Annotated in this window: 25 protein-coding genes; 8 read left to right on the top strand and 17 right to left on the bottom strand. The window is 68.6% G+C overall.

All coding sequences use genetic code 11. From position 1 onward, the window contains the following. Nucleotides 1–454 precede the first annotated feature (454 nt). Nucleotides 455–1,693 (bottom strand): DUF222 domain-containing protein, encoded by a 1,239-nt coding sequence (locus ACSMFO_RS33105; protein ID WP_436461712.1) that lies wholly within the window; start codon nucleotides 1,691–1,693, stop codon nucleotides 455–457. A gap of 54 nt (nucleotides 1,694–1,747) precedes the next feature. Further along, complete coding sequence (locus ACSMFO_RS33100) at nucleotides 1,748–2,800, bottom strand: FAD-dependent oxidoreductase (protein WP_436461711.1); 1,053 nt, start codon at nucleotides 2,798–2,800, stop codon at nucleotides 1,748–1,750. Nucleotides 2,801–2,882: 82 nt separating this feature from the next. On the opposite strand from ACSMFO_RS33100, the gene ACSMFO_RS33095 reads away from it, so the two are divergent. Then, a complete protein-coding gene (locus ACSMFO_RS33095; RefSeq protein WP_436461710.1) occupies nucleotides 2,883–3,446 on the top strand; it encodes a TetR/AcrR family transcriptional regulator in 564 nt (187 codons plus the stop codon). On the opposite strand, the gene ACSMFO_RS33090 is transcribed toward ACSMFO_RS33095, so the two are convergent. The 6 genes from ACSMFO_RS33090 to ACSMFO_RS33065 form a co-directional block, all read right to left on the bottom strand. After that, nucleotides 3,443–4,438, bottom strand: coding sequence for a TerC/Alx family metal homeostasis membrane protein (locus ACSMFO_RS33090; RefSeq protein ID WP_360094796.1), 996 nt, complete (start codon nucleotides 4,436–4,438; stop codon nucleotides 3,443–3,445). The genes ACSMFO_RS33095 and ACSMFO_RS33090 overlap by 4 nt on opposite strands. 39 nt (nucleotides 4,439–4,477) lie before the next feature. Then, entirely contained in the window at nucleotides 4,478–5,392 is a 915-nt protein-coding gene (locus tag ACSMFO_RS33085) for a LysR family transcriptional regulator (protein WP_436461709.1), read from the bottom strand. Then, entirely contained in the window at nucleotides 5,389–6,570 is a 1,182-nt protein-coding gene (locus ACSMFO_RS33080) for a glycine C-acetyltransferase (RefSeq protein WP_436461708.1), read from the bottom strand. The genes ACSMFO_RS33085 and ACSMFO_RS33080 overlap by 4 nt, the downstream gene beginning before the upstream one ends. Beyond that, on the bottom strand, nucleotides 6,570–7,601 hold the full coding sequence (gene tdh / locus ACSMFO_RS33075) for an L-threonine 3-dehydrogenase (RefSeq protein ID WP_360094793.1): 1,032 nt from the start codon (nucleotides 7,599–7,601) through the stop codon (nucleotides 6,570–6,572). The genes ACSMFO_RS33080 and tdh overlap by 1 nt, the downstream gene beginning before the upstream one ends. A gap of 70 nt (nucleotides 7,602–7,671) precedes the next feature. After that, a complete protein-coding gene (locus ACSMFO_RS33070; protein ID WP_436461707.1) occupies nucleotides 7,672–8,352 on the bottom strand; it encodes a GNAT family N-acetyltransferase in 681 nt (226 codons plus the stop codon). A 55-nt stretch (nucleotides 8,353–8,407) separates the two neighbouring features. Further along, entirely contained in the window at nucleotides 8,408–9,091 is a 684-nt protein-coding gene (locus ACSMFO_RS33065) for a TetR/AcrR family transcriptional regulator (RefSeq protein ID WP_038511784.1), read from the bottom strand. A gap of 66 nt (nucleotides 9,092–9,157) precedes the next feature. Here ACSMFO_RS33065 and ACSMFO_RS33060 point away from each other — a divergent pair, with 66 nt between their 5' ends. Beyond that, a complete protein-coding gene (locus ACSMFO_RS33060; protein ID WP_436461706.1) occupies nucleotides 9,158–9,916 on the top strand; it encodes a sigma-70 family RNA polymerase sigma factor in 759 nt (252 codons plus the stop codon). Between the two features lie 2 nt (nucleotides 9,917–9,918). Here the strand turns inward: ACSMFO_RS33060 and ACSMFO_RS33055 are convergent, their stop codons facing one another. Next, entirely contained in the window at nucleotides 9,919–11,658 is a 1,740-nt protein-coding gene (locus ACSMFO_RS33055; RefSeq protein ID WP_436461705.1) for an ABC transporter ATP-binding protein, read from the bottom strand. Between the two features lie 73 nt (nucleotides 11,659–11,731). On the opposite strand from ACSMFO_RS33055, the gene ACSMFO_RS33050 reads away from it, so the two are divergent. Then, nucleotides 11,732–12,301 carry a TetR/AcrR family transcriptional regulator gene (locus ACSMFO_RS33050; RefSeq protein WP_038511776.1) on the top strand — a complete coding sequence of 190 codons (570 nt, stop codon included), beginning with the start codon at nucleotides 11,732–11,734 and terminating at the stop codon, nucleotides 12,299–12,301. Between the two features lie 52 nt (nucleotides 12,302–12,353). Then, complete coding sequence (locus ACSMFO_RS33045; RefSeq protein WP_436461704.1) at nucleotides 12,354–13,235, top strand: CPBP family intramembrane glutamic endopeptidase; 882 nt, start codon at nucleotides 12,354–12,356, stop codon at nucleotides 13,233–13,235. Between the two features lie 171 nt (nucleotides 13,236–13,406). Here ACSMFO_RS33045 and ACSMFO_RS33040 read toward each other — a convergent pair whose 3' ends face one another. Further along, nucleotides 13,407–14,456 (bottom strand): NAD(P)-dependent alcohol dehydrogenase, encoded by a 1,050-nt coding sequence (locus ACSMFO_RS33040; protein ID WP_436461703.1) that lies wholly within the window; start codon nucleotides 14,454–14,456, stop codon nucleotides 13,407–13,409. An 87-nt stretch (nucleotides 14,457–14,543) separates the two neighbouring features. Between ACSMFO_RS33040 and ACSMFO_RS33035 the strand changes: the two genes are divergently transcribed. After that, entirely contained in the window at nucleotides 14,544–15,146 is a 603-nt protein-coding gene (locus tag ACSMFO_RS33035) for a TetR/AcrR family transcriptional regulator (protein WP_038511767.1), read from the top strand. Between the two features lie 89 nt (nucleotides 15,147–15,235). Beyond that, a complete protein-coding gene (locus ACSMFO_RS33030; protein ID WP_436461702.1) occupies nucleotides 15,236–16,591 on the top strand; it encodes an MFS transporter in 1,356 nt (451 codons plus the stop codon). Between the two features lie 7 nt (nucleotides 16,592–16,598). On the opposite strand, the gene ACSMFO_RS33025 is transcribed toward ACSMFO_RS33030, so the two are convergent. The 6 genes from ACSMFO_RS33025 to ACSMFO_RS33000 form a co-directional block, all read right to left on the bottom strand. After that, nucleotides 16,599–17,060 (bottom strand): ATP-binding protein, encoded by a 462-nt coding sequence (locus ACSMFO_RS33025; protein ID WP_350596647.1) that lies wholly within the window; start codon nucleotides 17,058–17,060, stop codon nucleotides 16,599–16,601. 101 nt (nucleotides 17,061–17,161) lie between these two features. Then, entirely contained in the window at nucleotides 17,162–17,773 is a 612-nt protein-coding gene (locus ACSMFO_RS33020) for a TetR/AcrR family transcriptional regulator (RefSeq protein ID WP_436461701.1), read from the bottom strand. Further along, nucleotides 17,773–18,606, bottom strand: coding sequence for a class I SAM-dependent methyltransferase (locus ACSMFO_RS33015; protein ID WP_436461700.1), 834 nt, complete (start codon nucleotides 18,604–18,606; stop codon nucleotides 17,773–17,775). The genes ACSMFO_RS33020 and ACSMFO_RS33015 overlap by 1 nt, the downstream gene beginning before the upstream one ends. A gap of 72 nt (nucleotides 18,607–18,678) precedes the next feature. Next, nucleotides 18,679–19,419 (bottom strand): hypothetical protein, encoded by a 741-nt coding sequence (locus ACSMFO_RS33010; RefSeq protein ID WP_436461699.1) that lies wholly within the window; start codon nucleotides 19,417–19,419, stop codon nucleotides 18,679–18,681. 46 nt (nucleotides 19,420–19,465) lie between these two features. After that, on the bottom strand, nucleotides 19,466–21,538 hold the full coding sequence (locus tag ACSMFO_RS33005) for a YhgE/Pip family protein (RefSeq protein WP_436461698.1): 2,073 nt from the start codon (nucleotides 21,536–21,538) through the stop codon (nucleotides 19,466–19,468). Next, nucleotides 21,538–24,234 carry an MMPL family transporter gene (locus tag ACSMFO_RS33000; protein WP_436461697.1) on the bottom strand — a complete coding sequence of 899 codons (2,697 nt, stop codon included), beginning with the start codon at nucleotides 24,232–24,234 and terminating at the stop codon, nucleotides 21,538–21,540. Before ACSMFO_RS33000 ends, ACSMFO_RS33005 begins: the two co-directional genes overlap by 1 nt. 116 nt (nucleotides 24,235–24,350) lie before the next feature. On the opposite strand from ACSMFO_RS33000, the gene ACSMFO_RS32995 reads away from it, so the two are divergent. Beyond that, entirely contained in the window at nucleotides 24,351–25,004 is a 654-nt protein-coding gene (locus ACSMFO_RS32995; RefSeq protein WP_436461696.1) for a TetR/AcrR family transcriptional regulator, read from the top strand. A 4-nt stretch (nucleotides 25,005–25,008) separates the two neighbouring features. On the opposite strand, the gene ACSMFO_RS32990 is transcribed toward ACSMFO_RS32995, so the two are convergent. Further along, nucleotides 25,009–25,488: a hypothetical protein gene (locus tag ACSMFO_RS32990; RefSeq protein ID WP_436461695.1), complete on the bottom strand. Its 480-nt coding sequence runs from the start codon at nucleotides 25,486–25,488 to the stop codon at nucleotides 25,009–25,011. A gap of 155 nt (nucleotides 25,489–25,643) precedes the next feature. On the opposite strand from ACSMFO_RS32990, the gene ACSMFO_RS32985 reads away from it, so the two are divergent. Beyond that, the gene (locus ACSMFO_RS32985; protein WP_436461694.1) at nucleotides 25,644–26,381 is read left to right on the top strand and encodes a carbonic anhydrase family protein; all 738 of its coding nucleotides are present in this window, start codon (nucleotides 25,644–25,646) and stop codon (nucleotides 26,379–26,381) included. Nucleotides 26,382–26,514 lie beyond the last annotated feature (133 nt).

Raw genomic sequence — 26,514 nt, 5'->3', positions numbered from 1 at the left:
GGATGGAAACAAGCCCTCAACACACTCGTGGTCCTCTTCCCCGGCCGCCTACCAATCCACTAAAATAACCACACAATCATCCGTGGCTTACACGAAAATCATGACAGGGCCGATCGTGTCCTGCGACGGCCTCACACCAGGTTCCCGAGACCATCGAGGCAACCTGGTCGCAGACCACCGTGCAGACCTGCACGAGCCATCTGATCCGCCCACGCCAAACTCGTCGAAGGCGCCACCATCCAAGGCTGGCAGAAAGCCCTCGACTCCCTCACCATGGCCTTCCTCGAACACATCGCCCACTACATCAAAGAGAACCCCATTTTCCGATCACTTACACAGAAAACTTGACAAGCCCGCCCCGGCACCATCGCCGATTCCCGGCAACACAACCAGTGGGCTTACAAGATCGTTGTCGCTTTCCGGCATCATGCCGTTGCCGTTTTCCGGCGACGCCTCAGAACGGTGGTGGTTCCTCGTCACGGGGTTCGTGCAGTGGCGGAGGCGAGCTGTCGTAACTCCGCCCCGTAGGCGTCGTGATCGTCAGAGTCCCATCAGAACCCAACCGATAGATCCAGCCCGGTTCGTCCTTCAACCGATGATCACGGCGGCACAGATCGATCAGCTCGGTATCCGCGGTATGGCCACCGTGTTGCCACGGCACCGAATGATCGAGGTCGCAGGCCTGCGCCACACGATGACACCCGGGTCTTCGGCACTCACGGTCCCGCACCCGCACGAACTCGTCCAGACCGGCAGTGGGCCGGTAGCGGTCGCGGCCGAGGTCGAGAACCTGCCCCGAGAGCGGGTCGGTGATGATCCGCCGCAACACCGTATTCGCCCCACCGGCGATCTCCCGCGCCAACGACGCCGGGATATGCCCATGCCCGGCCATCTCCGCCGGATCATCGTTCAACCCGAGGTAGGTGTTCAAGTCCATGTAGAGGAACACCTCCGACCGTTCGCTCTTCCCACCCTGACCACCCAGCAGGAGGTCAAGGGCGACATCGGCACGTAGCTGGTCCAGGGTGCGGGTCTCCCCACCGGCCCGCAGCGCCCGAGCCTCACGGTCGATCCGCGTATAGGCGGCGGCGACCTTCTCGACGGGCCCATCCTCGACCTCGATGGAGGCCACCCCGGTCTCACCCTGCCGGATCGATAGGCGACGCCCGCCACGATTCCGCTCCACACGACGAGCCGCCCCATCACGGTCGGCCATCATCGCCGCGTGATTCGCCGCCTTCCGGATCTGATCCGAATTCCGGCCCGGCAACCGATCCTCCAGCACCGCGTCCACCGCACGGGCATCCTCGTCCGAGAGCCAGGCGGTGGCCGTGGCGACTTTCATCGCCCCGTACCCACCCACCTTCCCGGCATCCAACAAACCCAACGTGCGCGGCAGACGGGTCGTCAACGCCTCAGCCGTAGAGACCAGCCCAGCAGCATGACCGTCCACAACAGACAGAGCGAACGCGACCTCCTGCACTACACTCGACGCACCATCACGGTGACGACTCAACCGCCCCAAAGCACGGAACCGAACAGCCTCCAGCCGCGCGATCCCCTCCGACGCCGCCACGGCAGCATCCACGGCATCGTTGTCCCCCAACGAATCCAGTGAAGCATTGACCTCCCGCAAAACTTCCGACGACGTGATTTCCTTCAAGAGCGCCACAGTGGCGTTGAGTGTGTCCACACGCAGAACGTACAACCGACCACCGACAGTTTCTAAAACCCTTACACAGCAACGCTAATCGACATCAAGCAAACCCTCAGCACCATTCTCCAGCCGCCGAGCGAACTCAGCCGACCGCGGCAGCATCGTCGCCTCATAAACCCCGACCGCCTCACCCAAACCGGCCGAACCGGCCAACGCCAGGGCGAGTTCGCAAGCGTCGAGCATGGCCAGGTTGACCCCGACGCCCAGCGGCGGCATCAGGTGAGCGGCGTCGCCGAGCAGGGTCACCCACGGCTTGTGCTCCCACGTATGCGGGACCGGAAGCGCGAACAACGGCCGATCGACATACGGCCCGTCGTTGTCGGTGATCATCCGCAGCAACGACGGCGACCAGCCGGAGAACGCTTCGAGCAGCCGACCGCGGACGTCACAACCCGACCCGGCCCAGTCCGCGGGCATCCGCTGGACGATGTAGACCCGGATGTGGTCGCCGCTGTTGCGCTGCGCGAACAGGCACCGCTCGCCGTCGGCCGCCATCGCACTGCCCTGGCCGACGAGTTCGGCGAGTTCAGGGTGCGCGTTCCGGACATCGTCGAACCAGGCCTCCAGGAAGGTGACCCCGACGTACTCGGGCACGGCCTCCGACACCGCCGGACGGACCCGCGACCACGCGCCATCGGCGCCGATGATCAGGTCCGTCTCGACCGTCTCCCCATCCGTGAACCGAAGAAGCCCGGGAGCCTCGACGCGATCCAGGGTCCGCCCCCACTGGACAGTGTCCGGCTTCAGTGAGTCGAGAAGCAGACCACGCAGCTGACCGCGGTCGATCTCCGGCTTGAACAGCTCCCCCTCGGCCGGGACATGGTGCGCCAAGAGCCGTCCGGCGGGATCCAGTTTGCGCATCTCCTGCCCTTCCGGCCGGGCGAGCGCGAAGAACTCGTCGAGGAGGCCGGCTTCGCGCAGGGCCAGCTGCCCGTCGTCCGCGTGGAGGTCGAGGGTGCCGCCCTGATTGCGAGCCGCGGGATGGGGGTCTCGGTCGTAGACCGTCACGGGAATGCCGTGCTGTTGAAGTATGCGAGCGCAGGTCAGGCCACCCGGACCCGCTCCGATGATGCTGATCGTCATGAACACCAGAAAAGCAGAACGGGTTAAAAAGTGCAACGAGTCAACTTAGTGACCGTGACAACCTATGCGATAGAGTGCGCCCATGGAGACACTGGGACGGCGTGAACGCAAGAAGGCGGCCACCCGCCAGGCACTGGCGGACGCCGCGCTGAACCTGTTCCTGGAGCGCGGCTACGACCAGGTCAGCATCCGCGACATCGCCGAGGCGGCCGACGTCTCGACGACGACGCTGTTCAAGCACTTCCCCGGCAAGGAAGCGCTGGTCTTCGACGAATCTCAGGACCGCGAGGCACGCCTGGTCGCCGCCGTCCGGGAGCGCGAAGAGGGTCAGAGCATCGTCGAGGCGTTGCGCGCCTACGTGCTCACCACCTGGCTTCCGATCACGACGCACCCTCAGTACGCCGAGTTCACCGCGCTGGTGAACGGCACCCCCGCCCTTCAGGAGTACGGCGAGCGCATGTGGACCCGGCACGCCGCGGCCCTCGGCGCCGCCATCGCCGAGGAGACCGGCGTGAGCTCCGAAGACATCGCTTGCCGCGCCCTCGCCCGCTTCGTACTGGACATCCCGGCCCTCACCCGAGGCCGAAAGGATCCGCGAGAGGACGTCGAGAGGATCTTCGATCTCCTCGAAGCAGGCTGGCGCTAGTCCTCTTCCGGGCGGGAGCCGCGCAGCGAGCCCGGGTGCGCTTTGGCGGAAGGATCGTTGCGGGTCTTGAGCAGGCTCGCCACCGTCACCACCACGAGGATGCCGATGATCACCGCGAGGCTGACCGGCGTCGAGATCTCCGGAACGTTCTCGTCGATGTCCACGTGGGCCCAGTGCAGGATCAGCTTGATCCCGATGAACCCGAGGATCACCGCGAGCCCGGCGGACAGGTACACCAGGCGATCGAGCAGGCCCTTTACGAGGAAGTACAGCGCCCGCAGGCCCAGCAGGGCGAACGCGTTGGCCGCGAAGACCAGATACGGCTCGTCGGTGACACCGAAGACCGCGGGGATCGAGTCCAGCGCGAACAGCAGGTCGATCCCGCCGATCGCGAGCAGCACCACGACCAGCGGCGTGCCCACACGCTTTCCCTCGACCCGGGTGAACAGCTTGCCGCCGTCGTACTCGGTCGACAGCGGCAGCAGACGGCGTGCGGTCCGCACCACCACGTTGTTCTCGACGTCCGGATCCTCGTCGCGATGCCGGAACAGCTGGATGCCGGTGTAGATCAGCAGCAGCCCGAACAGCAGGAACATGAAGGAGAACAAGGAAAGCAGCGTCGCGCCGAGAGCGATGAAGATCGCGCGCATGATCAGCGCGACGACGATGCCGAACGTGAGCACCTTGTGCTGGTGTTCCTCGGGTACCGCGAAGGTGCTCATGATGATCACGAAGACGAAGAGATTGTCGACCGACAGGCTCTTCTCCACGATGTAGCCCGCGAAGTACTGCTGACCGAAGTCGCCGCCGTGCGCCAGCGTCAGCCAGACACCGAACGCCACCGCGACCAGGATGTAGCCGATCGACCAGGCCACCGCCTCGCCGAAGCCGACCTTGTGCGGCCGCACCGCCGCGAGGATGAGATCGAGCGCCAGGAGCCCGAGCACCAGCCCGATCGTGACGATCCAGGTGAGGGCATCGATCTGGAGCATCCGGACCCTGTCTTTCCTTCGGCGGCAGGTGCCCAGATCTTAAGTGCGACTCCCCCGCTCCGCATTCGCATGACCCGGCGCCGCGTCAAGCAACGCGGCGAGCACGGTCTTGAGCAACGGGTGATCCGCGCTCCCCCGCCGGACGGCGGCGAACACCCGGCGCAACGGCGGTTCGCCGCGCAACGGGACGGCGACCGCACCGGGAACCGCCGTGAAAGCGTTACGCGGCACCAAGGCCACGCCCTCGCCGGCGGCGACCAGGGTGGTGATCGCGTGGAAATCGTCGGAGACGTGCCGGATCTCCGGGTTCGCGCAGACGATCATCAGCACGTCGCGGCAGGGATTCCCGGGCTTCGGCGCGATCCACTCGTCGTCGGCGAGGTCGTCGATGTCCACTTCGGACGCTCCGGCGAGCCGGTGCGCGGTGGGCAGCACGACGTCGAAGGGCTCCACGTACAACGGGAACCGGGTGAGCCTGCTTTCATCCGTCCGTGGCGAGAGCCGGTACTCCTCGGTGATCGCCAGATCGACCTCGCCGTCGAGCAGCAGCGGGATGCTCGCGTGCCCCTCGACGTCCTGCACCTGCATGGTGACCCCGGGCGAACCGGCACGCAGCGAAGCGATCGCCGGCGCCACGACCATCGTGATCGCGGAGGCGAAACTCGCCAGCCGCACCATGCCCTGGACACCGGAATCGAGCGCGGCGAGGGTCGCCCGCGCCCGTTCCAGTTCGGCGGCGACGGCGTTGGCGTGCACCACCATCAATTCACCCGCCGGGGTCAGCGAGACCCGCCTGCCCCGGCGGCGGAGCAGCTGCTGGCCGCACTCGGCTTCGAGGGCGGCCAGCTGCTGGGAGACCGCGGACGGCGTCAGGTGCAGCGCCTGCCCCGCCGCCGTCACGGTGCCGTGGTCGGCGAGGGCACGCAGCACGCGCAGCCGTCGCGGATCGATCATTCGTCCATCATGGACCTTGCCGTCACGAACGCGTCGACGGCCCGGTTGACGTCGTCGGTCGAATGCGCCGCCGACATCTGCGTCCGGATCCGGGCCTTGCCGTGCGGCACCACCGGATACGAGAAGCCGATCACGTAGATGCCCTGGTCGAGCAGCAGATCCGCCATCTTGCCCGCCTTGGCGGCGTCACCGATCATCACCGGGATGATGGGGTGCTCACCCGGGAGCAGATCGAAGCCCGCTTCGGTCATCCGGCGCCGGAACAGCTCGGTGTTGGCGCGCAGCTTGCCCAGCAGGTCGCTGGAGGAGTCCAGCAGTTCCAGCGTGACGAGCGCGGCCGCGGTGATCGACGGCGCCAGCGAGTTCGAGAACAGGTACGGCCGCGAACGCTGCCGCAGCATCTCGACGATCTCCGCGCGGCCCGAGGTGTAGCCGCCGCTCGCGCCGCCGAGCGCCTTGCCGAGCGTGCCGGTCAGCACGTCGACCTTGTCCTGCACGCCGAACAGCTCCGGCGTTCCGCGCCCGGTCGGGCCGGTGAAGCCGACGGCGTGCGAGTCGTCCACCATCACCAGCGCGTCGTAGCGCTCGGCCAGCTCGCAGATCTCGTCGAGCGGCGCGAGGTAGCCGTCCATCGAGAACACGCCGTCGGTGGCGATCATCCGGTACCGCGCGCCGGACGCCTCCTTCAGCCTGGCCTCCAGATCCGCGACGTCACGGTTGCGGTAGCGCATCCGCTTCGCCTTGCAGAGCCGGACGCCGTCGATGATCGACGCGTGGTTGAGCTCGTCGGAGATGATGACGTCCTGATCGGTCAGCAGCGTCTCGAACAGCCCGGCGTTGGCGTCGAAACAGGAGCTGTAGAGGATCGTGTCCTCGGTGCCGAGGAACTCCGACAGCTTCGCCTCGAGCTCCTTGTGCGGCTGCTGGGTCCCGCAGATGAACCGCACCGACGCCATGCCGAAGCCCCAGCGGTCCAGCGCCTCTTGCGCGGCCTTGATCAGCTTGGGGTGGTCGGCGAGGCCGAGGTAGTTGTTGGCGCAGAAGTTGAGGACGTCGCCGTCGCCGACGCTGACCGAAGCCCGTTGCGGTCCCTGGATCACCCGCTCGCCCTTGTACAGCCCGGCTTCCCGGATCTCGGCGAGCCCGGCCTTGAGGTCGTCGCGCATCGCGCCGTACATCAGTTCTCCGTCCAGTCCAGAATGACCTTGCCGCAGCGGCCTTCCCTGGCCGTCGCGAACGCCTTCTCGTATTCGGTGTAGCCGAACCGGTGGGTGATCACCGGCGAGATGTCCAGCCCGGCCTGCAGCAGGACGGACATCGAGTACCACGTCTCGAACATCTCGCGCCCGTAGATCCCCTTGAGCTGGATCATCTTCAGCACCACGGACGCGATGTCGACCGACACGTCGGAAGCGGGAAGGCCGAGCAGCGCGACGCGCCCGCCGTGCGACATGTTCGCGATCATGTCGCGCAGCGCCTCGGGCCGCCCGCTCATCTCCATGCCGACGTCGAAGCCCTCGGCCATGCCGAGCTGCTTCTGCGCGTCGGCGATGGTCGAGGAAGAGACGTCCAGCGCGAGGTCGACGCCGACCTTGCGGGCCAGTTCGAGGCGGTGCTCGCTGACGTCGGTCACGACGACGTTGCGCGCACCCGCGTGGCGCGCGATGGCGGCGGCCATGATGCCGATCGGGCCGGCGCCGGTGACCAGCACGTCCTCGCCGATGACAGGGAAGGACAGCGCGGTGTGCACGGCGTTGCCGAGCGGGTCGAAGATCGCGGCGATGTCGAGGTCGACCTTGGTGCGGTGCACCCAGGCGTTCATCTCGGGCAGCACGGCGTACTGCGCGAAGGCGCCGTCGGTGTGCACGCCGAGGCCCTTGGTCCTGGCGCACAGGTGACGCCGCCCGGCCTTGCAGTTGCGGCAGCTTCCGCAGACGAGATGTCCCTCGCCGCTGACCAGGTCGCCCACCTTGACCGTGGTCACCGACCGGCCGATCTCGACCACCTCGCCGACGAACTCGTGCCCGATGACCAGCGGCGCGGCGATGGTGCGCGCCGCCCAGTCGTCCCAGGAGTCGATGTGCAGATCGGTACCGCAGATCCCGGCGCGCAGCACGCGGACGGCGACGTCGCCGGGGCCGACCGCGGGGTCCGGAACGTCGGTGAGTTCCAGCCCGGGTGCTCGGTCGGCTTTGACCAATGCCTTCATGGCGCGAAGTCTGGCCCGCCCGTGCTGTTCAGTCCATCGCGAGTTTCTGAAATCCCTCGTTAGCGTGTCTTCACAAGGAGCCGGGGACGCGGGCCATCACGAAGTCCGGCCGCGGAATCACTTCGAAGCCGATCGACTCGTAGAGCCGGATGGCCGGCGTGTTCGTCGCCGCCGCGTGCATCATCGGGTGTTCGCCGCGGGCCCGGATCCCCGCCGCCACCGCGCGGATGAGCCGGGTCGCCAGTCCGTGGCCGCGATACGCCGGGTCGGTGCAGACGGCGCTGATCTCGGTCCAGCCGGGCGGATGCATGCGCTCGCCCGCCATCGCGATCAGCTCGCCGTCGCGCCGGATTCCCAGGTATGTCCCCAATTCGATGGTCCGCTTCCGGAACGGCCCCGGTTTGGTCCGCTCGACGAGGTCGAGCATCTCCGGGACGTCGTCGGGCCCCAGCACGACCGCTTCGGGATCTTCGGCGGCTTCGAGCGCGACGTCGACCAGCCGGACTCCGGCGATCCTGCCGAGGACTTCCCAGTCGGCCGGGACGGGCAGCGCGTTGTGGACGGTGACCGTCTGGCCGGGGCCCGCCAGCGCGGCGACGTCGGCCCACACGCCGTCGTCCGGCTCAGGGGGCAGGGCGAAGAACGGCGCGACGTCGACCTGGTAGCGCAGGACCTGGCCGGAGCGCTCAGCGAAATGGGCGTGCGGGCCGGTCAGCGAAGCCCAGGCCGGGTCGTCGAAAGGGGTGACCATGACCGCTCCGACACCGGCGGACCGGCTTTCATTCCCGCTCCCACATCCTGAGCGCTCAGCCGCCCGGCACGAGCAGCGGCGAATGCGGGTCGAGCTCGACCCCGCGTTCCCGGAGCGTGTCGTCGATGACCCGCCAGATCCATCGCACCAGCTGGCTCGCGAGCTCCGGGAGTTCGAGGCCGCCCGGATTCTCCAGCCAGCGCGCGGCACTCGTATCGACGAGGCCGACCAGCCCGAAGGCGAGCGGTTCGGCGATCCGGCCGTCGAGGTCGAAGGTGTCGAGGTAGTGCTCGAACAGGATGGAGAGCTGCCGGGCGATCGCCGTTCTGACGTCGGTGATGGCGTCGCCGCCGCGCCGCCCGGCTTGGGAGTGCCTGGCGAGATAGCGGTAGAGGTTCCCGTGTTCGGCGAGCCAGCCGGTATGCGCGCCCACCGCGATGGTGATCAGCTGCATGGGCGTCCCGCTCGGGTCCCACAGCGGGGCCAGTTCGGCGGTGATGAGGCGGACGGCGCGGTCGGCGATCGCACGCTGCAGGTCGGCGGCGTCGTCGAAATGCTTGTACACCCGGGTTCTGGCCACCCCCGCCTCGTCGGCGATCTGTTCGGTGGAGACCTCCGGACCGTGCTCGGCGATCGCGCGCAGCGCCGCGTCGACGAATTCCCGTCGGCGGCGCTCCCGCTGTCCCGCCCAGCGCGCCGCCCGGCCGTCCGGCCGCGGCGCGTCGGCTTCAGGCGTCATCCCCCGGAGTTTATCGGTGGCCGGGTTACCGGTACACTGCCGTACCCGTTACTTCGGGAGACCGCGATGAGGAATGACGTCGAAGACACCACAGCGGACGCCACGCTGCTCGACGCCTTCCGCGCCGGTGACATCGCCGCCGGCGAGACACTTTTCCGGCGCCACGCCGAGCCGCTCCGCCGCATCGCCGCGGGCTGGGTCGCCGACCCCGCCGAGCGGGACGACCTCGTGGCCGAAGCCTTCGTACGGGTCCTGAGCGTCATCCGCGACGGCGGCGGGCCGCGCGAAAACCTCCGCCCCTACCTCGCGGTCACCATCCGGAATCTCGCCGCCAAGTGGAGCCGTCACCACAAACGGGTCGAGCTGTACGGCACGACCCCGGCGGTCGAAGAGGCCGCCGGAGTCGTGGGCGCGGAAGAACTCGTCATCCTCCGTGCGAACGCCCGGCTGGCCTGGACGGCGTACTGCGCGCTGCCCGGCCGCTGGCGGACCGTGCTGTGGCGGACCGAAGCCGAGGGCGATTCCCCGAAGGTGGTGGCGCCGCTGCTGGGCGTGTCGCCCAACGGCGCCTCCGTCCTCGCCTTGCGGGCCCGCGAAGGGCTGCGCCAGGCCTTCCTCCAGGCGCAGGTCCCCGAGACGGGAACGCCGTGCTGCCAGGAAGCGCGGCGCCGGATGGGCGCGTGGCTCCGCGGCGGCGTGCCGGGCCGCCGCGCGGATCTGATCGCCGCGCATCTGGCTGGCTGCGAACCCTGCCGGACCGTCGCCACCCGGCTCGACGAGGTCAACCGGGAGATGCCGCCGGGCGTCCGCGCCGTCCCCGCCTGAGATCAGCCGGGTACCGGAGCGGCCTCCCCCGCGATCCTCAACGCCTCCACCAATTCCCGGTACAGCGTGTCCGTGGCGAGCAGGTGCTCGTGGCTTCCGCTCGCCCGGACGCGGCCCGCCTCCATCACCACGATGGTGTCCGCGTCGATCACGGTGGACAGCCGGTGCGCCACGGTGACCACGGCACCCTCGCGGGCCAGCCGCCGGATGCAGTCGTGGATCGCGCTCTCGGTCCGGCCGTCGACCTGCGCGGTCGCCTCGTCCAGCAGCACCACGTCCGGCGTGCGCAGGATCGCCCTGGCCAGCGCGATCCGCTGGCGTTCCCCGCCGGACACCGACGTCGACGAAAGCGGCGTGTCCAGACCGTCGTCGAGTGCGGCGATCTTGTCGCTCAACCGGACCTCACCGAGCGCCCGCCGTACTTCCTCCTCGGTCGCGTCCGGATGGGTGAAGAGCAGGTTCTCCCGGATAGTCCCCGGCACGATCGGCGTCTCCTGCTCGACGTAGGCCAGCCGGGACCGCACGTCCGCGTACGGCAGGTCCGCGTACTCGCGACCGTCCAGCAGCAGTGAACCCGATTGCGGCCGCACGAACCGCATGATCAGCGACAGCATCGTGGTCTTGCCCGCGCCGGACGGCCCGACGATCGCGGTATGCCCGCGTCTCGGGATCGCCAGCGAAACGTCGCGCAACGCCGGGTCTCCGCCGTAGCCCGCGGTCACGCCGCGCAGTTCCAGCACCGGGCCGTCGTGGTCCCCCTCGGACTCCGCCTTGGCGGACGCCCGGTCCTCTTCCACCTCCAGCGTGTCCATCTCCCGGATCCGCCCGGCCGCGGCGATCCCCGCCTGCAGCGCGGTCATGTTCTGGCTCAGTTCGGTGATCGGCTCCATCAACGCGAACGCGTACAACAGGAACGCGATGAGGCTCGACACTTCGAGCAAACCCGCCTCGACCCGCCAGGCGCCGAGACCGAGGATCACCAGGATCGCGCCCTGGATCCCCGTCCAGGCCACCACCCAGGCGACGGCTTCCCGCCGCACCGCGCGGACGCCGTGCGCCGTGGCGGCTTCCGCGTCGACCAGGATCCGGTCGGCCTGCCGGGTTTCGGCACGGCTCGCCTTCACCGTGCGGATCGCCCGCAGCGCGCCCTCGAGGACGCCGCCGAGACGACCCAAACGGTCTTGTGCCTTCTCCTGTTCCTTCGCGATCGCGGGCATCAGCCAGGCGAACAACGCGACGACGACGAGCACGGCGGCCACGGTCGTCGCCAGCAGCACCGGGTCGAGCACGCTCATCAGCACCAGGGTGCCGGCGAGCATCACCACGCCGTTGATCAAGCCGATCACGCTGGACGACGCCGCCTCGCGCAACAGCACCGTGTCCGAGGTGACGCGGGTGACCAGCTCCCCCGTCGGCCGCTTCGTGATCGCCGGGATCGTCGCGCGGAAGAACCGCCGCACCATCGATTCCCGCACCTTCAGCACCACCCGCTCGCCGATCGTGCCGAGCAGGATCCACTCCGCCAGCCAGATCACCGCGCCCACCAGCATCAGGCCGAGCAGCGCCAGCACCGGCCCGGCCAGCGACGCCGACGAGCCGAGCGAATCCAGCACCCACTTCGTGACCATGGGTGAGGCGAGGCCGGTCGCCGAACCGAGCAGGGCGAGGACCAGGCCGATCGCGAGTGCCCCCTTGTGCGGTCGCGCGAACGACCACAGCACCTTCAATCGTGGAGTCTTCATGGTTCTTAATGGAACACGCGTGTTCTAAAATCGTCAACTGAGTTCCATATCGGGAGCGAGGTACGGTACCGCCATGAGTGAGGGTGTGGTCACCGAGACGGGTGTCCGGGCGAGGACCCGGCGCGCGATCCTGGACGCGGCCATCGAGACGTTGACCAAGCAACCGAGCGCGACGCTCGCGGATATCGCGGCGGCGGCGAACGTCGGGCGCACCACGGTGCACCGGTACTTCGCGGAGCGATCGGACCTCATCGACGCGATCAGCCACGACGCCCTCGACAAGATCTCCCAGAGCACCGAACGGGCCCGGCTCGACGACGGTCCGGCGCCGGACGCGCTGGCACGGCTGTGCCAGGAGTACTTCGAACACGGCGACGTCTTCCAGTTGCTGTTCACCATGCCGGATCTGGTGACGCGGCCCGAATGGGCGGAGGAGAGCGACGACGACCGACGCCTGCTGCGGCTCGTCGAACGCGGGCACGCCGAGGGCTCGATCGATCCGGCGATGACGAAGGAATGGTTGCTGCAACTGCTCTGGAGCCTGCTCTACACGGCATGGGAGCTGGTGCGGGAGAAGACTCCGAAGCACGAGGCGCTCACGTTGTGCCTGCGCAGCCTGGAAAAGGTCATCGCGGTCGGCTGAAGTCCTCCGAAGTGATGACGCGGACTCGCGCCACTTCGAAGATCCTGGCCCGGTGACAGAAAAAACCGGCACCCGCCCGGGTGCCGCCTGGGGAATCCTCTTCGGCGGGCTCGCGGTGTTCGCGGCCGCGCCCGTACTGCTGCTGACCACCGGGCACGACGCGATCAAGCCGTCCGCGGATTCGGCCAAGGAGCTTTCCCTCGCGGGCGCCCTGCTCCCGGCGCTCGCCGGGATCCTGCTGATCCACGGGATCCCGCTCCACGCGCCGAAACTGCTCCCCGAGGTGACCGACCGGCGCGGGCTGGGCAGACAGGCGACGGCCTTGGCGCTCATCGCGTTCCTGTGGCCGTTGGCGTTGTACCTGTTGTCGGCTGTGGGACAGCAGGCACTGGTCCGCGACATCTGGGCGCTCGCCAAGCCGCTGGTTTTCCTGGCGCTGCCGTTGATTCTGCTTCGGGCGCTGCCCGCGCGGGATTCCTTCCGGCTCACGTGGCGACCCCGGGAGACCTGGCAATGGCTCGCGCCGATCCCGGCGGTGCTCGTGTTCGGCTGGCTCTACGTCCTCGGCCCGCTCGCGCCGCCGCTGCCCACGTCGGAGGACTACCCGGACCCGGTGTACCTGGCGGTCGGCGCGACGCTGACGTTCTTCACCGCGAACGTCCTCGAAGAGGTGTTCTTCCGCGGCATGCTGCAGACCCGGCTGGAGGCGCTTTTCGGGCGGTGGCCGGGAATCCTGCTGTCGGCATTGCTGTTCGCGTGGCTGCATCTGCCGACACACGGACAGGGGTCATTGCCACTCACCCTGGGCGCGATCGTTGCCTTCCAAGGGTTCTTCGGCCTGTTCACCGGTTACCTGTGGTCGCGCTACCGCAACCTGTGGGCGCCGATCGCCGCGCACACCGCGATGAACACGCTGCCGCTGCTGTTGATGTGACCGACGGTTGGTCGTGAGTGGCGATTCGGATTGGGCAGCTGAAGCCGAAGTACATGAAGGCCCCCTTCCTGTACATAGGCGCAAGGATGGGGGCCTTCATGTACTTGGGAGGTGTGAAGGCCTCCTTGAGGGACTCTGGGTCCCTCAAGGAGGCCTTCACGGACGGCGAGGTCAGGCGCCGATGGTCGCCGCGTCGATGACGAACCGGTAGCGGACGTCGCTGTTCTCGACCCGGTCGTAGGCCACGTTCACCTGGTCGGCCGAGATCGTCTCGATCTGCGCGCCGATCCCGTGCTCGGCGCAGAAGTCGAGCATCTCCTGGGTCTCGGCGATCCCGCCGATCATCGAGCCGGCGAGCACCCTGTTCCCGCCCAGCAGCGAGAAGGCGTTGTAGGACAGCGGTTCGCCGGGCGCGCCGACGTTCACCATCGCGCCGCCGACACGCAGCATGCCGAGGTAGGAGTCGACGGGCAGCGTCGCCGAAACGGTGTTGAGGATCAGGTCGAAGCGGCCGCGCAGCGCCTTGAACGTCGACGCGTCTCCGGTCGCGAAGTAGTCCTTCGCACCCAGCTTCAGCCCGTCCTCCTGCTTCTTCAGGCTCTGGCTGAGCACGGTGACCTCGGCGCCCATGGCGACCGCGATCTTGACCGCCATATGCCCGAGCCCGCCGAGACCGACGACGGCGACCTTCTTGCCCGGCCCTGCGCCCCAGCGGTTCAGCGGCGAGTAGGTGGTGATACCCGCGCACAGCAGCGGGGCGGCGACGTCGAGGCCGATGCCTTCCGGGATGCGGCAGACGAAACCGTCCTTCACGACGATCTGGCGGCTGTAGCCGCCGTAGGTGTTCTCGCCGTCGAAACCGACTCCGTTGTAGGTCTGGATGTTGCCCTTGACGCAGAACTGTTCGGTGCCCGCGAGGCAGTACTCGCACTCGCCACAGGAATCGACCATGCAGCCGACCCCGACCCGGTCGCCGATCTGGTACTTCGTCACGTCGGAGCCGACCGCGGCGACGACGCCGGCGATCTCGTGCCCGGGCACCATCGGGAAGATCGCGCTGCCCCAGTCCTCCTTCACCTGGTGGATGTCGCTGTGACAGATCCCCGCGTACGCGATGTCGATCAGCACGTCGTCCGGACGCAGGTCGCGACGCTCGATCGTCGTCGGCGACAGGGCGGCGCCCGGGGACGGCGCGGCGATGGCGTGCGTGGTCGTCGTCATGAAACCCTCCGAGAACAGTGAGACCATGTAAGAGGTCACTTACAACTAGCGTAAGAGGCCTCTTACATATTCCGCGACCGGGACGGTGTGATCCACGACATGGGCGGTAAGTACCATCACGGCGACCTTCGCGCCGAACTCGTGCGGGTCTCGCTCGACCTGATCGCCGAACAAGGGCTCGGCGCGTTCTCCGTCGCCGAGGTCGCCAGGCGCGCGAAGGTCAGCCCCGGCGCGCCCTATCGGCACTTCCCGGACAAGGAAAGCCTCCTGGCCGCGATCGCCGCCAAGGTCGCCTGCCAGCTGGCGGACAGGGTGCACGACGCCATCGAGGCCGAAAGCGAACCGGTCGCCGCGCTCGCCGCGGCAGCCGGCGCGTACACGGAATACCTGATCGAACGCCGGGCCGGGATGAACATCATCTACTCGGACGGCTTGCAGGGCCCGGAGCACGCCGCACTGCACGAGCAGACCCGCCGCCTGACCGACCAGTTCGTCATGCTCTGCCTCACCGTCGCCGACCGGCCGGAGGACGGGCTCGAACTGATGGAGCAGTTGTTCACCCAGGCGCACGGTTACGGCACGTTCTATCTCGACGGAGTGTTCACGAAACAGGGCTACTCCACGGAAGTCGTCGTCCGCAAATCGGTCGAGGCCGCTCGCGCCGCCATCGAGGGGCGCACGAAAATGTGACGTGATTCACGTCTGATTTGTCCGATTACCGGGGCTCCCCGCGCCGACAGGATGCGAAGCGCAATCCTTTCGACAGCGAGGAGAAACGCGTGAACATCGGGCAAGACCTCGGATCGTGGCGGGAACTGGGCCGCCATACGAGCACCACGTCGGTACTGGCGGGTGGCGTGCTCGTCGGCGCGATCACCATCTACGTGGCGGCGAGCCTGCTGCCCACGGCGATCGAGGACATCGGCGGACGGTCGTTGTACGCCTGGACCATGACGGCGTTCCTGGTCGCCCAGGTCGTCGCGACCATGCTGGTGGGCCAGGCGCTTTCGCGCTTCGGCGGCAAGAGTTCCTATCTGGCCGGGTTCGGCGTTTTCGCCGCGGGCTCGGCGGTGTGCGCCGCGAGCCCGTCGATGCCGGTCCTCCTGCTCGGCCGCGGGACGCAGGGCCTCGGCGCGGGACTACTGACCGGACTGGGCTTCGCCCTGATCCATTCGGCGCTGCCGCCTCGGTTGTGGAGCCGGGGCAGCGCGCTGATCTCCGCGATGTTCGGGGTCGGCAATTTCGTGGGCCCGGCGCTCGGCGGGTTCTCGGCACAGTTCGGTTCGTGGCGTTCGGCGTTCGTGGTCCTCGCGGTGGCGGCGGCCGCGCTGGCGATCTTCGTGCCCCGCGCGCTCCCCGACGGCGAACGCCCGGCGCAGGCACCGCCGGTCCCGGTCGTTTCACTGGCGCTGATCGTCGGCGCCGCCGGAGCGGTGAGCGTGGCGGGGATCCTGTCCGACGTCCTCGCGATGGCCGCCCTCATCGCGTTGGGGCTCGCACTCGTGGGCGCGTTCCTGGTGACGGAGAACCGTTCGGCGGCGAGTGTGCTGCCCGCTTCGGTCTACCGGCGGGGTTCGCGGTCGCGGTGGATCTACCTGACCATCATGGTGCTCGCGTCCGGCGTCGCGGTGGAGATGTTCCTGCCGCTGTTCGGCCAGCGATCGGGCGGGCTTCCGCCCGCGGCGGCGGGATTCTTCGCCGCCGCACTGTCCTTGGGCTGGTCGGTGAGCCAGCTCGTCAGTGCTTCGGCCGGTAAGACACGACGGCTCGTGCTCGCCGGGCCGGCCTGTCTCGCCATCGGGTTCGCCGTGCTGGGGCTCCTGCAGACCGAACAGCCCCCGCTGCCCGTCGTACTCGCCTGGCTGCCGGTGCTCTTCTTCGGCGGCACGGGAATCGGCATCGCGATGCCCCATCTGTCGGTCGCGGCGATGACCTCCGCCCCGGATGGCGAAGGCGGGCAGGCGGCGGCCGCGATCGCGACCGTGCTGACGATGTCCACCGCGTTCGGCGCGGCGGTCGCCGGCCTGCTGGTCAACCTCGGCGGCCCTTCGGTGGTCACGTCGGCGAGGTGGCTGTTGTTCGGGTTCGCCGCCATCTCCGCGCTCGGCCTGCTCACCGCACGCCGCGCCGTCTGAGTGAAGGTCAGTTCCGGGAGCGCTTCATGCGCACGCGCGGGAGTGCTTCCGGACAGCCGCCGTCGCACCGGATGTGCGCCCAGACGATCTTCCCGCCGCGCACCGGCTCGCGCCGGACACCCCATTGCACGGCCACCCCGTCGACGACGAGAAGGCCGCGCCCGCGGGGATCCTCGAACTGCGAACACCGCGCCCGCGGCTGTTCGACGCTGACATCCGCGACCTCGATGCGGACCGCACAAGGCGACACGCCACGCCACAACTGGATGTGGCGTGCGCCACCTCCATGCACGTAGGCGTTGGCGACGAGCTCCGTCGCCGCCAGCAGGACGTCGTCGCGATGCCCCTCGCCGAGATCGGGAAGGCATCTGACCACCCAGGCGCGCATGTCCGGCAACGCCCGTGGCGTCGTGGCCCGCAGGTCGAGCACCCAGGTTCCCGGCACCGGATGCTCCGCGATGTTGATCATGGAGCCACCCTTCCCCTCGCGCGCGACCTCCTTGCTGAAGTCGCACAACGGGGTTACCCAGAACACCCGCGGATCAACCCGTGTCGAACGCGACACGGGCGTCAGCGCACCGCGATACCCTCCAGCACCGTCTTGACCACGGCTTTCACCGCAGGCGACGTGGCCACCTTCGGGCCATGCGGGAGCAGCGCGGTGAGCACCGATTCGTGGCAGACGCCGACCAGCATCGCCGCCGCCGCGTCGACATCTCCGTCCAGCCTGCCGAGTTCCTTTTCCGCGCGCAGATATCCGGCGAGGTGGTCGCGCCAGGCCTCACCGTCCCCGGCGAGTTCGCCGAACCTCGCGAGCACGGCGGGGCGGGCGAGCAGCCCGGCGAACGCGGGCAGGATCTCCTTGTGCAGAGCCAACCCGTACGCCAGCTGGGCGCGGAGATTGGCCTCGACCGTGGCCGAACCGGGTGTGGGCAGCTCGCCGAGCCCCGCTTCGACCCGCCGCACGTGTTCCGCCAGCGCGTCGGCCAGCAACTCTTCCTTGTCGGTGAAGTGGTTGTACAGCACGCCGTCGGCGACCCCGGCCGCCCGCGCGATGGCCCGGACCGTGAGTTCCGCGGTGCCGTTGGCGGAGATCAGGTCCGCGGCCGTGCCGATCAGATGCTCGCGCAGGCTCCGGCCGTCTTCGGTGTCGCGCAGTGCCGCGGCTTTCCTCGGTGCCATCAGGATTTCGCCCTGACCAGCCATGCGGCACCACGCAGCCGCACACCGCCTGGCCCGGCAAAGGGCTGGAGCGCGGCCGAAAGCGCTTCTCGCGCGCCGTTCGCCGCTTCTTCGCCGGCCAGACCGAGGTGGTACCTGACCGGACCCCAGTCCGCGATGAACCCGGCGGCGTCGGCCACGTCGCTCCCCCAGATCTGGTCGGCCTCGACGCGAGTGGCCATGACCTCGCGGAATCCGGCGTCCGTCAGCACCGAGCGAGCCCGTTCGGGGTCGGCGAACGCCGTCGGGCCGGTACCGTCCTCACCGGTCGGGGTCGGCAGGAACGGTGCCAGCGCACCGAAAACGGTGCCGAGATCCGTTCCGGTGAGTGCGGTCATGCACAGGAACGCGAGCCTGCCGCCCGGTTTCAGCGCCCGGCGCACGTTCGCGAAGGCGGCGACCGGATCCGCGAAGAACGTCACCGCGAACCGGCTGAGCGCGACGTCGAAAACCCCTTCCCCCAGCGGAAAGACCTGGACGTCGCCCTGCTCGAACCACACGTTCGCCACGCCTTCGGCCTCCGCGCGGGCCCGCGCCGTGGCGAGCATCGGCGCGGACAGGTCGATTCCGGTGGCGTCCCCGAGCGGGGCGCGGACGGCGGCGAGCCGGGTGACCTGCCCGTTCCCACAGCCGATGTCGAGCACCCGGTCCCGCTCGCCGATTCCGGCGGCGTCGAACAGGAAGTCGTTGAACCCGCTGTTCACCGCGTCGTAGCGCCCGTCGTGCTCGGCCCAGTGCCGCCCCTCGTAGCCGTTCCACGCCTCGGACTGCGCGGTGTTGACGATGCCGGACATCGCAGAACCTCCTCCGTTATGAACACACGTTCATGAACACGTGTTCATACTGATCGAGGCACGGTCCCGTCGTCAAGCGGTGACGGTGAACTCGGCGGTGCGGACCTTGCCTTCGTGCTGGAAGTCGAGGAACAGCCGATAAGTCCCCGCCGTCGGGAACCCGGCGAAGAACGTCACCTCGGGACCCGCCGCGGTCCGGCCATCGCCGGGTTCGCCGTCGGGGTGGACGTGCAGGTACGCGAGGTCACCACCGCGCAGCGCGACCAAATGCCCATACGCCCCCAGGTACGACTGGAGATCGGTGACCGCACGGCCGTCCTTGGCGACGGTGAGGGTCACCTTCGACGGCATTCCCGGCACGAGTTCGCCGTCGAGGCGGACCTGGTAGCCGTCGACCTCCGCGACGCGCGAAGTCCGGTATTCGGCGGGGCGGAAGTCCCCACCCGCGAAGAGATCGACGCCCAAGGTGATCCCCTCGCCGCCGCTGGGCTTGAAGTCCGCGAAGACGCGGTAGACCCCGGCGCCGGCGATGGTCAGCGGAACCGACCACGTGCCGTCGTCGCCGAGTTCGGGGTGGATGTGCTGGAAACCCGCGGTATCCCGGCGGACGACGATGAGGTGCAGCCGCTTTTCGTGCTCGACGTCGTAGGCGGTCACCGGTGCGCCGTCGGCGCCGAGGATCCGGAAGGCGAAGGGAGCCGTCTCCCCAGGAATGAGCGTCGTAGTGGCGGGCTCCAGGGTGTAGCCGCCTTTGGTCGACGCGAGACCGGCGGGTTCGTGGCCATGCGTTCCGTGGTGCATCGTCGTGTTCATGAGCCCACCATACATACCCCCTAGGGGTACTGAGAGGCGATGCTCGTCACATACCCCCGAGGGGTAGCCGCAGTTCCCGTCCGGGCAAGGACCTCCGCCGGTCCGTCACCAGGATCATCGCCAATGTCCCGATTCCCAGCCACACCACCAGCTGCACGATCCCCGACGTCAGTCCGTCCGTCCCGGTCAGCAGCGACCGCAGCGCCACCAAGGCGCCGTTGGTCGGCAGGATCCCCAGCACGGTCCCGAAAAAGCCAGGCACGGTCGAGACCAGCGAAGCGCCGACAGTGAGCACGAGGATCGCGAGGGCGGCGAAGCGACCAGGACGTTTGAAGATCGCCACCAGCGCTTGGTTGACGACGGTGAACGTCCCCGCCGCGAGCACGAGCACCACCAGCAGCGTCGCCGCCTTGCCGAAGCTCAGGCCGAGGAACGCCCAGAACACCCCGGTCAGGATCAGGGCGGTCAGCACCGCGAGCGTCGCACCGGGGACGGCCGCGGCGAGGATGATCCGCCAGCTCGGTTCGCGGGTGGTCAGCACACTCGGCGGCACCGCCCGGATCACCTGGTACGTCGCCAGCGCGCAGCCCCACAGCGCCAGCACGAGGATCAGCGCCACCGCGCCTTCGCCGAACGAGCCCGAGCCCGCCGCGTCGGCGATCGCGGGGGTGGCGGCGACCTGTTTGAGGTGGTCGCGTTCGGCCTGGGTGTAGTCGGGCACCTTGCCCCGGCCCTCGTTGAGACCCTTGGCCAGTTCCGAGGCACCGGATTCGGCGCGCTCGGCGCCATCGGCGGCGGAGCGGGCGCCGGTGGCGAGTTCACCCGCACCGGTGGACAACGTCGTCGCGCCGCCGGCGAGTTGCCCGGAGCCGTCGGCGAGCCGCCGTGCCCCGGAGTCGGCGGCCTTGACCCCGGCGTCGAGTTTCCGCGCGCCGTCGGCCGCCGTGCCGATGCCGCCCGCGAGTTCCTTCGACTTGTCCGCGAGCTGCTTGTTCCCGTCGGCGACCTTCCGCGAGCCCGCCGAAAGGTCTTGCACCGCCTTCTTCGTCTGTACGACGGCGTCGCGGATTTCGGCACGTTTGCCGTCGAGGATCGCGGCGTCGGCCGTGAGCTTCTCCGAAGCGGCCTTGAGATCGGCGCAGAACTTCGTGTCCTGATCGCATTTCCCGGCGAGTTCGCCGAACTTCCGCGCCGAGTCGCCCGCCGAGGGCAGCGCGTCGATGATCCGTACGACCTTGTCCGCCAGCGGCGAGATCTTGTCGGACAGCTGCTTGTTGCCGTTCGCGACCTGCTGTGCCCCGTCGGCCAGTTCCCTGGTCAACCGGGGCAGCTGCGCGGTGTCCTTCTCCGCCTGCGTCAACCCCGACGACAACTGGCCGGAACCGGTGGCGAGCTGCCCGGTGCCGTTCGCGAGCTCGCGTGCGCCGTCCGCCAGCTGCCCGGCGGCGCCGCTGAGTTTTCCCGCCCCGCCGGCGAGTTCTCCCGCACCCGCGGCCAGTTTCCCGGTCCCGTCGGACAACTGCCGCAGCCCGACCACCAGCTGGTCGCTGCCGTCGGCCGCCTGCACCAGCTGCTGGTGGATCGAGGAGAACCCGACGTACAGATTGTCCACATAGGTCTCGACGATCTGCCGGTTCAGCGCGGTGAGCGTCGCGTTCGCGACCTCGCGGCTCGCCACCGGATCGACCAGACCGGTGCGCTGTGACGTCTCGACGCGCATGATCGCCTGCTTCGCGTCGAGCGGCTTACCCGACGTCGACGTGGCCTGCGCGGAGAAATCCCGCGGAATCGTCACGACGGCCGAATACGTGCCGTCGGAGATGCCCTCCTTCGCGTCCTCGGCGTCGGTGAGCACCCACGTGTAGGCGGAATCCTCGCCGTGCACGAGGTTTCCGGCCAGTTCCCGGCCGAGCGGGATCAGCTGCCCGTTCACCGTCACCGGCTCGTCGTCGTTGACCACGGCGGCCTTGGCGGCGCCGTGGTTGTCCTCGGGCGACCAGAACGCCCACGCCAGGCCGAGCGCCACGATCACCGGCACGAGGACGATCCCGAGCCAGGTCTTCCAGGTCAGCGGTCCGATGGCGGTCGCGCGGGCGGAACCGGTGAAGAAGCGGGACATCAGCGGACCTCGGCGGGGACGGGGGCGGGTGTCATGGCGAGACCCGCGACGGCGGTGGTGGGCACCAGATCCCGCACGATGGCGAGGCTCTGGCAGGACACGGCGAAGGTCGCTTCCCTGCTCGCGAACGAGGCTCGCAACCCCGCGCGTTGGGCGGTGTTGACGACGGTGTCCAGGTCGTCGAGGAAGACGAGCGCGACACCGTCGTCGAGCGCGCGGCGGACCTCGCCGGCCGGGTCGTCGGTCTCCTTGCAGGCGACGAAGGCGACGTTCCGCCGGACGGCGTGCGCGTGCTGCGGCAGCACCCGGCCGAGGACCTTCAGATCACCGCGGACGTTCGGCACCCGGCCGGCGAGCGCGTACAGCAGCGCGCTCTTGCCCGCCGGGCCGGAACCGTGCACCGCGAGGATCTCCCCCGGGCCGAGATGCAGTTCGACGTCGCGGAAGATGGTGCGGCCCCGGTCGTCGTCGACCCGGAGACCGGCGGCGCTGATCACCTCGGGCGAACCCGGCGCGGGCCAGTCGGCGAGCCGGAGTTCGTGGACGAGACCGTCGCCCTCGGCGTCGAACACCGGGAGTTTGCGGTCCAGCCACGGCGGCAGACCCCAGGCGCGCGGGCCCAGCAGCGCGAGGATCGCCGGGACGAGCGTCATCCGCACCAGGAAGGCGTCCACGAACACCCCGACCGCGAGGCTGAACGCGATCGGTTTGATCGTGGCGCTGCCGTCGGGCACGAAGGCGGCGAACACGCCCAGCATGATCACCGCCGCCGCGGTCACGACCCTCGACGCGGACACGAAGCCCGTCTCGATCGCCTTGTGCGCGTCGCCGTGATGGACGTAGTCCTCCCTGATCCGGGACACGAGGAACACCTCGTAGTCCATGGCCAGTCCGAAAAGGACACCCATCAGGATGATCGGCAGGAAGCTGATCACACTGCCGGTGCGGGTGACGCCCAGCGCGTCCGCCAGATGTCCCTGCCCGAACACGAACGACGTCGCGCCGAACGCCGCACCGATCGAAAGCAGGTAGCCGAAGGTGGCTTTGAGCGGCACGAGGATCGAGCGGAACACCATCGCCAGCAGCACCAGCGAGAGCCCGACGACCAGGATGCCGAACGGCAGCAGCGCGTCACCGAGTTGCGTGGACACGTCGATGCCGACGGCGGTGAACCCGGTGACCGCGGTCTGTACGCCGTACCGGTCCTTGAACTGTCCTTCCATCGACCGCAGCCGTTCGACGAGATCGTCGGTCGCCTCGTCGAAGGCGCCGGTCGTCGGCACGACCTGGATGATCGCGGTGTCGCCCTTGGGGTTCGGCGTCGCGAGCGGGACGACGGCGACGCCGGGCACCTTGCGGATGTCGTCGGCGATACCGTTGGTGATCCCGACCGGGTCGGTGGTCGACAGGATGTCCGCGGTGACGACGAGCGGACCGTTGAAGCCGGGCCCGAAATGCTCGGCGACGGCGTCGTAAGCGATCCGGGCCGGGGTGCCGTCCTCGTCGGTTCCGTTGTCCGGTAAGGCGAGCCGGAGATCCAGCGCGGGCACCGACGCTATCGCCAGTACTCCGACGATCAGTCCGACCGTGACCCACGGGGACTTCGTGGCGAGCCGGACCCAGCGAAGGCTGAACCGCGTCTTCTTCTTGGTCTTGCGTGCCTTTCGCGGCTTCTTGGGCCGCAGCCGCTCGCCGGCGAAAGCCAGCAGCGCCGGGATGAGGGTGATGGCCACGATCACGGCGACCGCGACGCCGCCCGCCGCCGCGATACCCATGGTCGTCAGGAACGGGATCCCGGCGACGAACAGGCCCAGCAGCGCGATCACCACGGTGAGCCCGGCGAAGATGACCGCGGATCCGGCGGTGGCGGTCGCCCTGGCGATGGACTCCTCGACCTCGAGACCTTCGGCGAGCTGATCCCGGTGGCGGGAAAGGAGGAAGAGCGCGTAGTCGATGCCGACGGCCAGCCCGAGCATGACCGCGAGCATCGGCGCCGTGGAGGACACCGTCGCCACCGACGTCGCCGCGTAGACCAGCGCCACCGAGACCCCGACGCCGAGGATCGCCGTCAGCAAAGGCATTCCGGCCGCGATGAACGAACCGAACACCATCAGCAGCACCACGAGCGCGATGACGAGGCCGATCCCCTCGGTGGGGCTGAGCTTCGGCACCTTGTCCGAGAACGCGTCGCCGCCGGTGAGCACCTCGGTGCCGTGGCCGATCCGGTTCTCCAGGTCCTGCGCGATCCCGGCGAGCGCGGTCCGGGTCGACGGCTGGATATCGGCCAGTCCGACGTCGAGCTGCACGGTGACCAACGCGGCGCGGCCGTCCTTGGACACCGCGTCGTGCACGGCCGGGTCGAAGGGATCGACCACCGTCGAGACCTGCGGAGCTCCGGTCAGCTCCGGGACCACGGCGGAGACGGAATCGCGCACAACGGCGGAATCGGCTCGCTGCCCTTCCGGGACGAGCACCACCAACTGCGCCGAAGTCCCGCTCACCTGCGGGAAGACACGTCCGAGGTGATCGAGCGCCTCCTGGGACTCCGAGCCGGGGATCGCGAACGTGTCGTCGGTGCCCTGGCCGAACAGCAGCGCCGCGCCGCCGGAGACGCACAGCACGACCAGCCACAACGCGGTGACCAGTACGCGTCCGCGGGCGGCCAGCCTGCCGAGGCGGTAGAGGAATGACGACACGATCGGCTCCCGGCGCTCGTTGGATACATGGCGTATCGTAATACACGCTGTATCCGATTCACGATGTATCCTGTCCCACAGCCGGGTGAACCGGGCCGATGCGAAAGAATGGCGAGATGACCGAGGAGCGGGGCGCCACCATGACCAGGCGCCGGGCGGACACCCGCCGACGGCTGATCGACGCGGCGTACGAGGCCTTCTCCGAACGCGGCATCCGGGACACCCCGGTCGAGCTGATCTGCGAACGCGCCGGCTTCACCCGCGGCGCCTTCTATTCGAACTTCAGCTCGAAGGAAGACCTCTTCCTCGCCCTGTTCCAGGAGGAGAACGCGATCCGGCTCGAGCGGTTCCGCGAGGCCGCCGAGAGCGTGCTCGGCGACACCGTCGTCGGCGCGCACGAAGACCTCTCCCCGACGCTCGGGCGGATCGCCGAACTGTTCATGGTCGCGCTCAACGCGGACAAGGACTGGTACCTGCTGTGCGCGGAATTCCGCACACAGGGCCTGCGGCAGCCGGAGATCCGCGACCGGATCGGCGCCGCGTTCCGGTATTTCCACACCGAGCTGGGCGCGATCCTGATCGGCACTCTGGACCGGATCGGCCGGAAGCTGACGATCTCGGCGGAGGACGCGGTCCTCGTCCTGGTCGCCCTGTACGAACAAGGACTACAGAACTACCTGCTGGCGGGCGGCGAACTCCCAGCCGACGGCCGGTTCGTCAGCCAACTGATCCCGAAGGTGATGGCGTCGCTCATCGTCCCGGCGCACTGACCCCTCAGCACCGGGGCGGAAGCCATCCGGGCGTGGTCACGACCCGCTCGGGCGCGACGGGCATCTGCGCGGTCTTCGGCCCGAAGACGAAGCCGACGAGCCCGCCGGGACAGACACGTACCGCGCCGGGTCCGTCCTGCGTCCCGGATTCGCGCCAGGCCACCGGATCCAGCCCGACCCGCCACACCTTCCAGAACGACGCTCCGTCCCGATGACCGGTGCACGGATCGCCATCGGGCAGGCCTTCGACGCGGCAGACGTAGCGGGAATCGCCGTACGGCCCCGATCCGTCTCCCAGCCACACCGTGAACCCGGAGCGCTCGAGCGCCGTCCGCGCGTCACCGGGCGAGCCGGCCACGCATCGCACGAGCACGCCGACCGCGACCGTCACCCCTTCAGTCCCCTCGCAGGCACCCGTTCGCGCGACGGGGTCCACGGCGGGAAACAGGGCCACCAGGCTGAGGAGCACGGTCAAGATCGACATCTTCGGATACTAAGGGCGCCCATCCGGATGCGCACAGTGAATCTTTACGAAAAATAGACGCGAGCCACGCTTGCACATTCTTCGGCACAGGAAAAAGATGTGTTCTTCTCGCGCGCACCACTCCATCGGGTGCGGCTCTTCGAAAGGTTCAGAGCGTGACGCGCAGGCGCCTTGTCGCATTCGTCGTTCCCCTCGCCCTCGCCGGATTCCTGCTCACCGCGGGCGGCACCGCCCACTCGCGGCAGCCGGCACAGAGCCCCGTCGACATCTCCCCCGGCGCGATCAGGTTCGACCCGGCCCTGCCGAAACCGGACATCTCCTACGGCCACTCGGATCTGGACCTCGAATACATCCGAAAGGACGCGTCGGACGCCGACGGATGCAGTACGAGGAATCACGAAGAAACCGAAGAGGCCATCGTCAGGCCGGGCACCGGGCACGTCACACTCGCCGGGGTCCGCTACGAACTCGAACAGTTCCATTTCCACACCCCGTCCGAACACCGTTTCCTCGGCCGCACCGATCCACTGGAAATGCATTTCGTGCACCGCAGCGCCGCCGGGAAACTGCTGGTGATCGGCGTGCCGCTACGCTCGGGTGCCGCCTCGCCGGTGGATCGCGTCCTGGTGAAGCTCGCCCCGGAATGCGGCGAAACGGTGGCGTTGGCGGACTTCGACCTCGCCACGCTCCTGCCCCGCGACCGGAGCACCCTGCGGTACGACGGCTCGCTCACCACGGCACCGTTCACCGAAGGGGTGCAGTGGTTCCTGATGTCCGAGCAGACCGTTTCGCCGTCGACGATCGCACGGTTCCAGGGCCTGTTCGGTACGGGCAACGCCCGCGCGCCGCAGCCGCTCAACGGACGGCGGCTGACCGTGGTGCCGCAGTTCTAGTGAGTGGTAAGGACGGTATTCGGGGGTAAGGCAAACGTGTCGTGGTCGCGGACGGGTCGATGGTGGGGTGAAGGCTCACTTCACCGCGTCTAATGCGGCGAAGGGAGCCTTCACCCCAGCCCCAAGTACATGA

Source organism: Amycolatopsis sp. w19, from assembly GCF_051373225.1.
GTDB lineage: Bacteria > Actinomycetota > Actinomycetes > Mycobacteriales > Pseudonocardiaceae > Amycolatopsis > Amycolatopsis japonica.
Note: the sequence above shows the minus strand (reverse complement) of the source record. Positions and strands in the feature narration are given on the sequence as shown.

What these genes read in the sequence shown, in the direction of transcription:
- ACSMFO_RS33100 (WP_436461711.1), bottom strand. Translation starts at nt 2,800, where the DNA reads ATGACGATCAGCATCATCGGAGCGGGTCCGGGTGGCCTGACCTGCGCT.
- ACSMFO_RS33095 (WP_436461710.1), top strand. Translation starts at nt 2,883, where the DNA reads ATGGAGACACTGGGACGGCGTGAACGCAAGAAGGCGGCCACCCGCCAG.
- ACSMFO_RS33090 (WP_360094796.1), bottom strand. Translation starts at nt 4,438, where the DNA reads ATGCTCCAGATCGATGCCCTCACCTGGATCGTCACGATCGGGCTGGTG.
- ACSMFO_RS33085 (WP_436461709.1), bottom strand. Translation starts at nt 5,392, where the DNA reads ATGATCGATCCGCGACGGCTGCGCGTGCTGCGTGCCCTCGCCGACCAC.
- ACSMFO_RS33080 (WP_436461708.1), bottom strand. Translation starts at nt 6,570, where the DNA reads ATGTACGGCGCGATGCGCGACGACCTCAAGGCCGGGCTCGCCGAGATC.
- tdh (WP_360094793.1), bottom strand. Translation starts at nt 7,601, where the DNA reads ATGAAGGCATTGGTCAAAGCCGACCGAGCACCCGGGCTGGAACTCACC.
- ACSMFO_RS33070 (WP_436461707.1), bottom strand. Translation starts at nt 8,352, where the DNA reads ATGGTCACCCCTTTCGACGACCCGGCCTGGGCTTCGCTGACCGGCCCG.
- ACSMFO_RS33065 (WP_038511784.1), bottom strand. Translation starts at nt 9,091, where the DNA reads ATGACGCCTGAAGCCGACGCGCCGCGGCCGGACGGCCGGGCGGCGCGC.
- ACSMFO_RS33060 (WP_436461706.1), top strand. Translation starts at nt 9,158, where the DNA reads ATGAGGAATGACGTCGAAGACACCACAGCGGACGCCACGCTGCTCGAC.
- ACSMFO_RS33055 (WP_436461705.1), bottom strand. Translation starts at nt 11,658, where the DNA reads ATGAAGACTCCACGATTGAAGGTGCTGTGGTCGTTCGCGCGACCGCAC.
- ACSMFO_RS33050 (WP_038511776.1), top strand. Translation starts at nt 11,732, where the DNA reads ATGAGTGAGGGTGTGGTCACCGAGACGGGTGTCCGGGCGAGGACCCGG.
- ACSMFO_RS33040 (WP_436461703.1), bottom strand. Translation starts at nt 14,456, where the DNA reads ATGACGACGACCACGCACGCCATCGCCGCGCCGTCCCCGGGCGCCGCC.
- ACSMFO_RS33025 (WP_350596647.1), bottom strand. Translation starts at nt 17,060, where the DNA reads ATGATCAACATCGCGGAGCATCCGGTGCCGGGAACCTGGGTGCTCGAC.
- ACSMFO_RS33020 (WP_436461701.1), bottom strand. Translation starts at nt 17,773, where the DNA reads ATGGCACCGAGGAAAGCCGCGGCACTGCGCGACACCGAAGACGGCCGG.
- ACSMFO_RS33015 (WP_436461700.1), bottom strand. Translation starts at nt 18,606, where the DNA reads ATGTCCGGCATCGTCAACACCGCGCAGTCCGAGGCGTGGAACGGCTAC.
- ACSMFO_RS33010 (WP_436461699.1), bottom strand. Translation starts at nt 19,419, where the DNA reads ATGAACACGACGATGCACCACGGAACGCATGGCCACGAACCCGCCGGT.
- ACSMFO_RS33005 (WP_436461698.1), bottom strand. Translation starts at nt 21,538, where the DNA reads ATGTCCCGCTTCTTCACCGGTTCCGCCCGCGCGACCGCCATCGGACCG.
- ACSMFO_RS32995 (WP_436461696.1), top strand. Translation starts at nt 24,351, where the DNA reads ATGACCGAGGAGCGGGGCGCCACCATGACCAGGCGCCGGGCGGACACC.
- ACSMFO_RS32990 (WP_436461695.1), bottom strand. Translation starts at nt 25,488, where the DNA reads ATGTCGATCTTGACCGTGCTCCTCAGCCTGGTGGCCCTGTTTCCCGCC.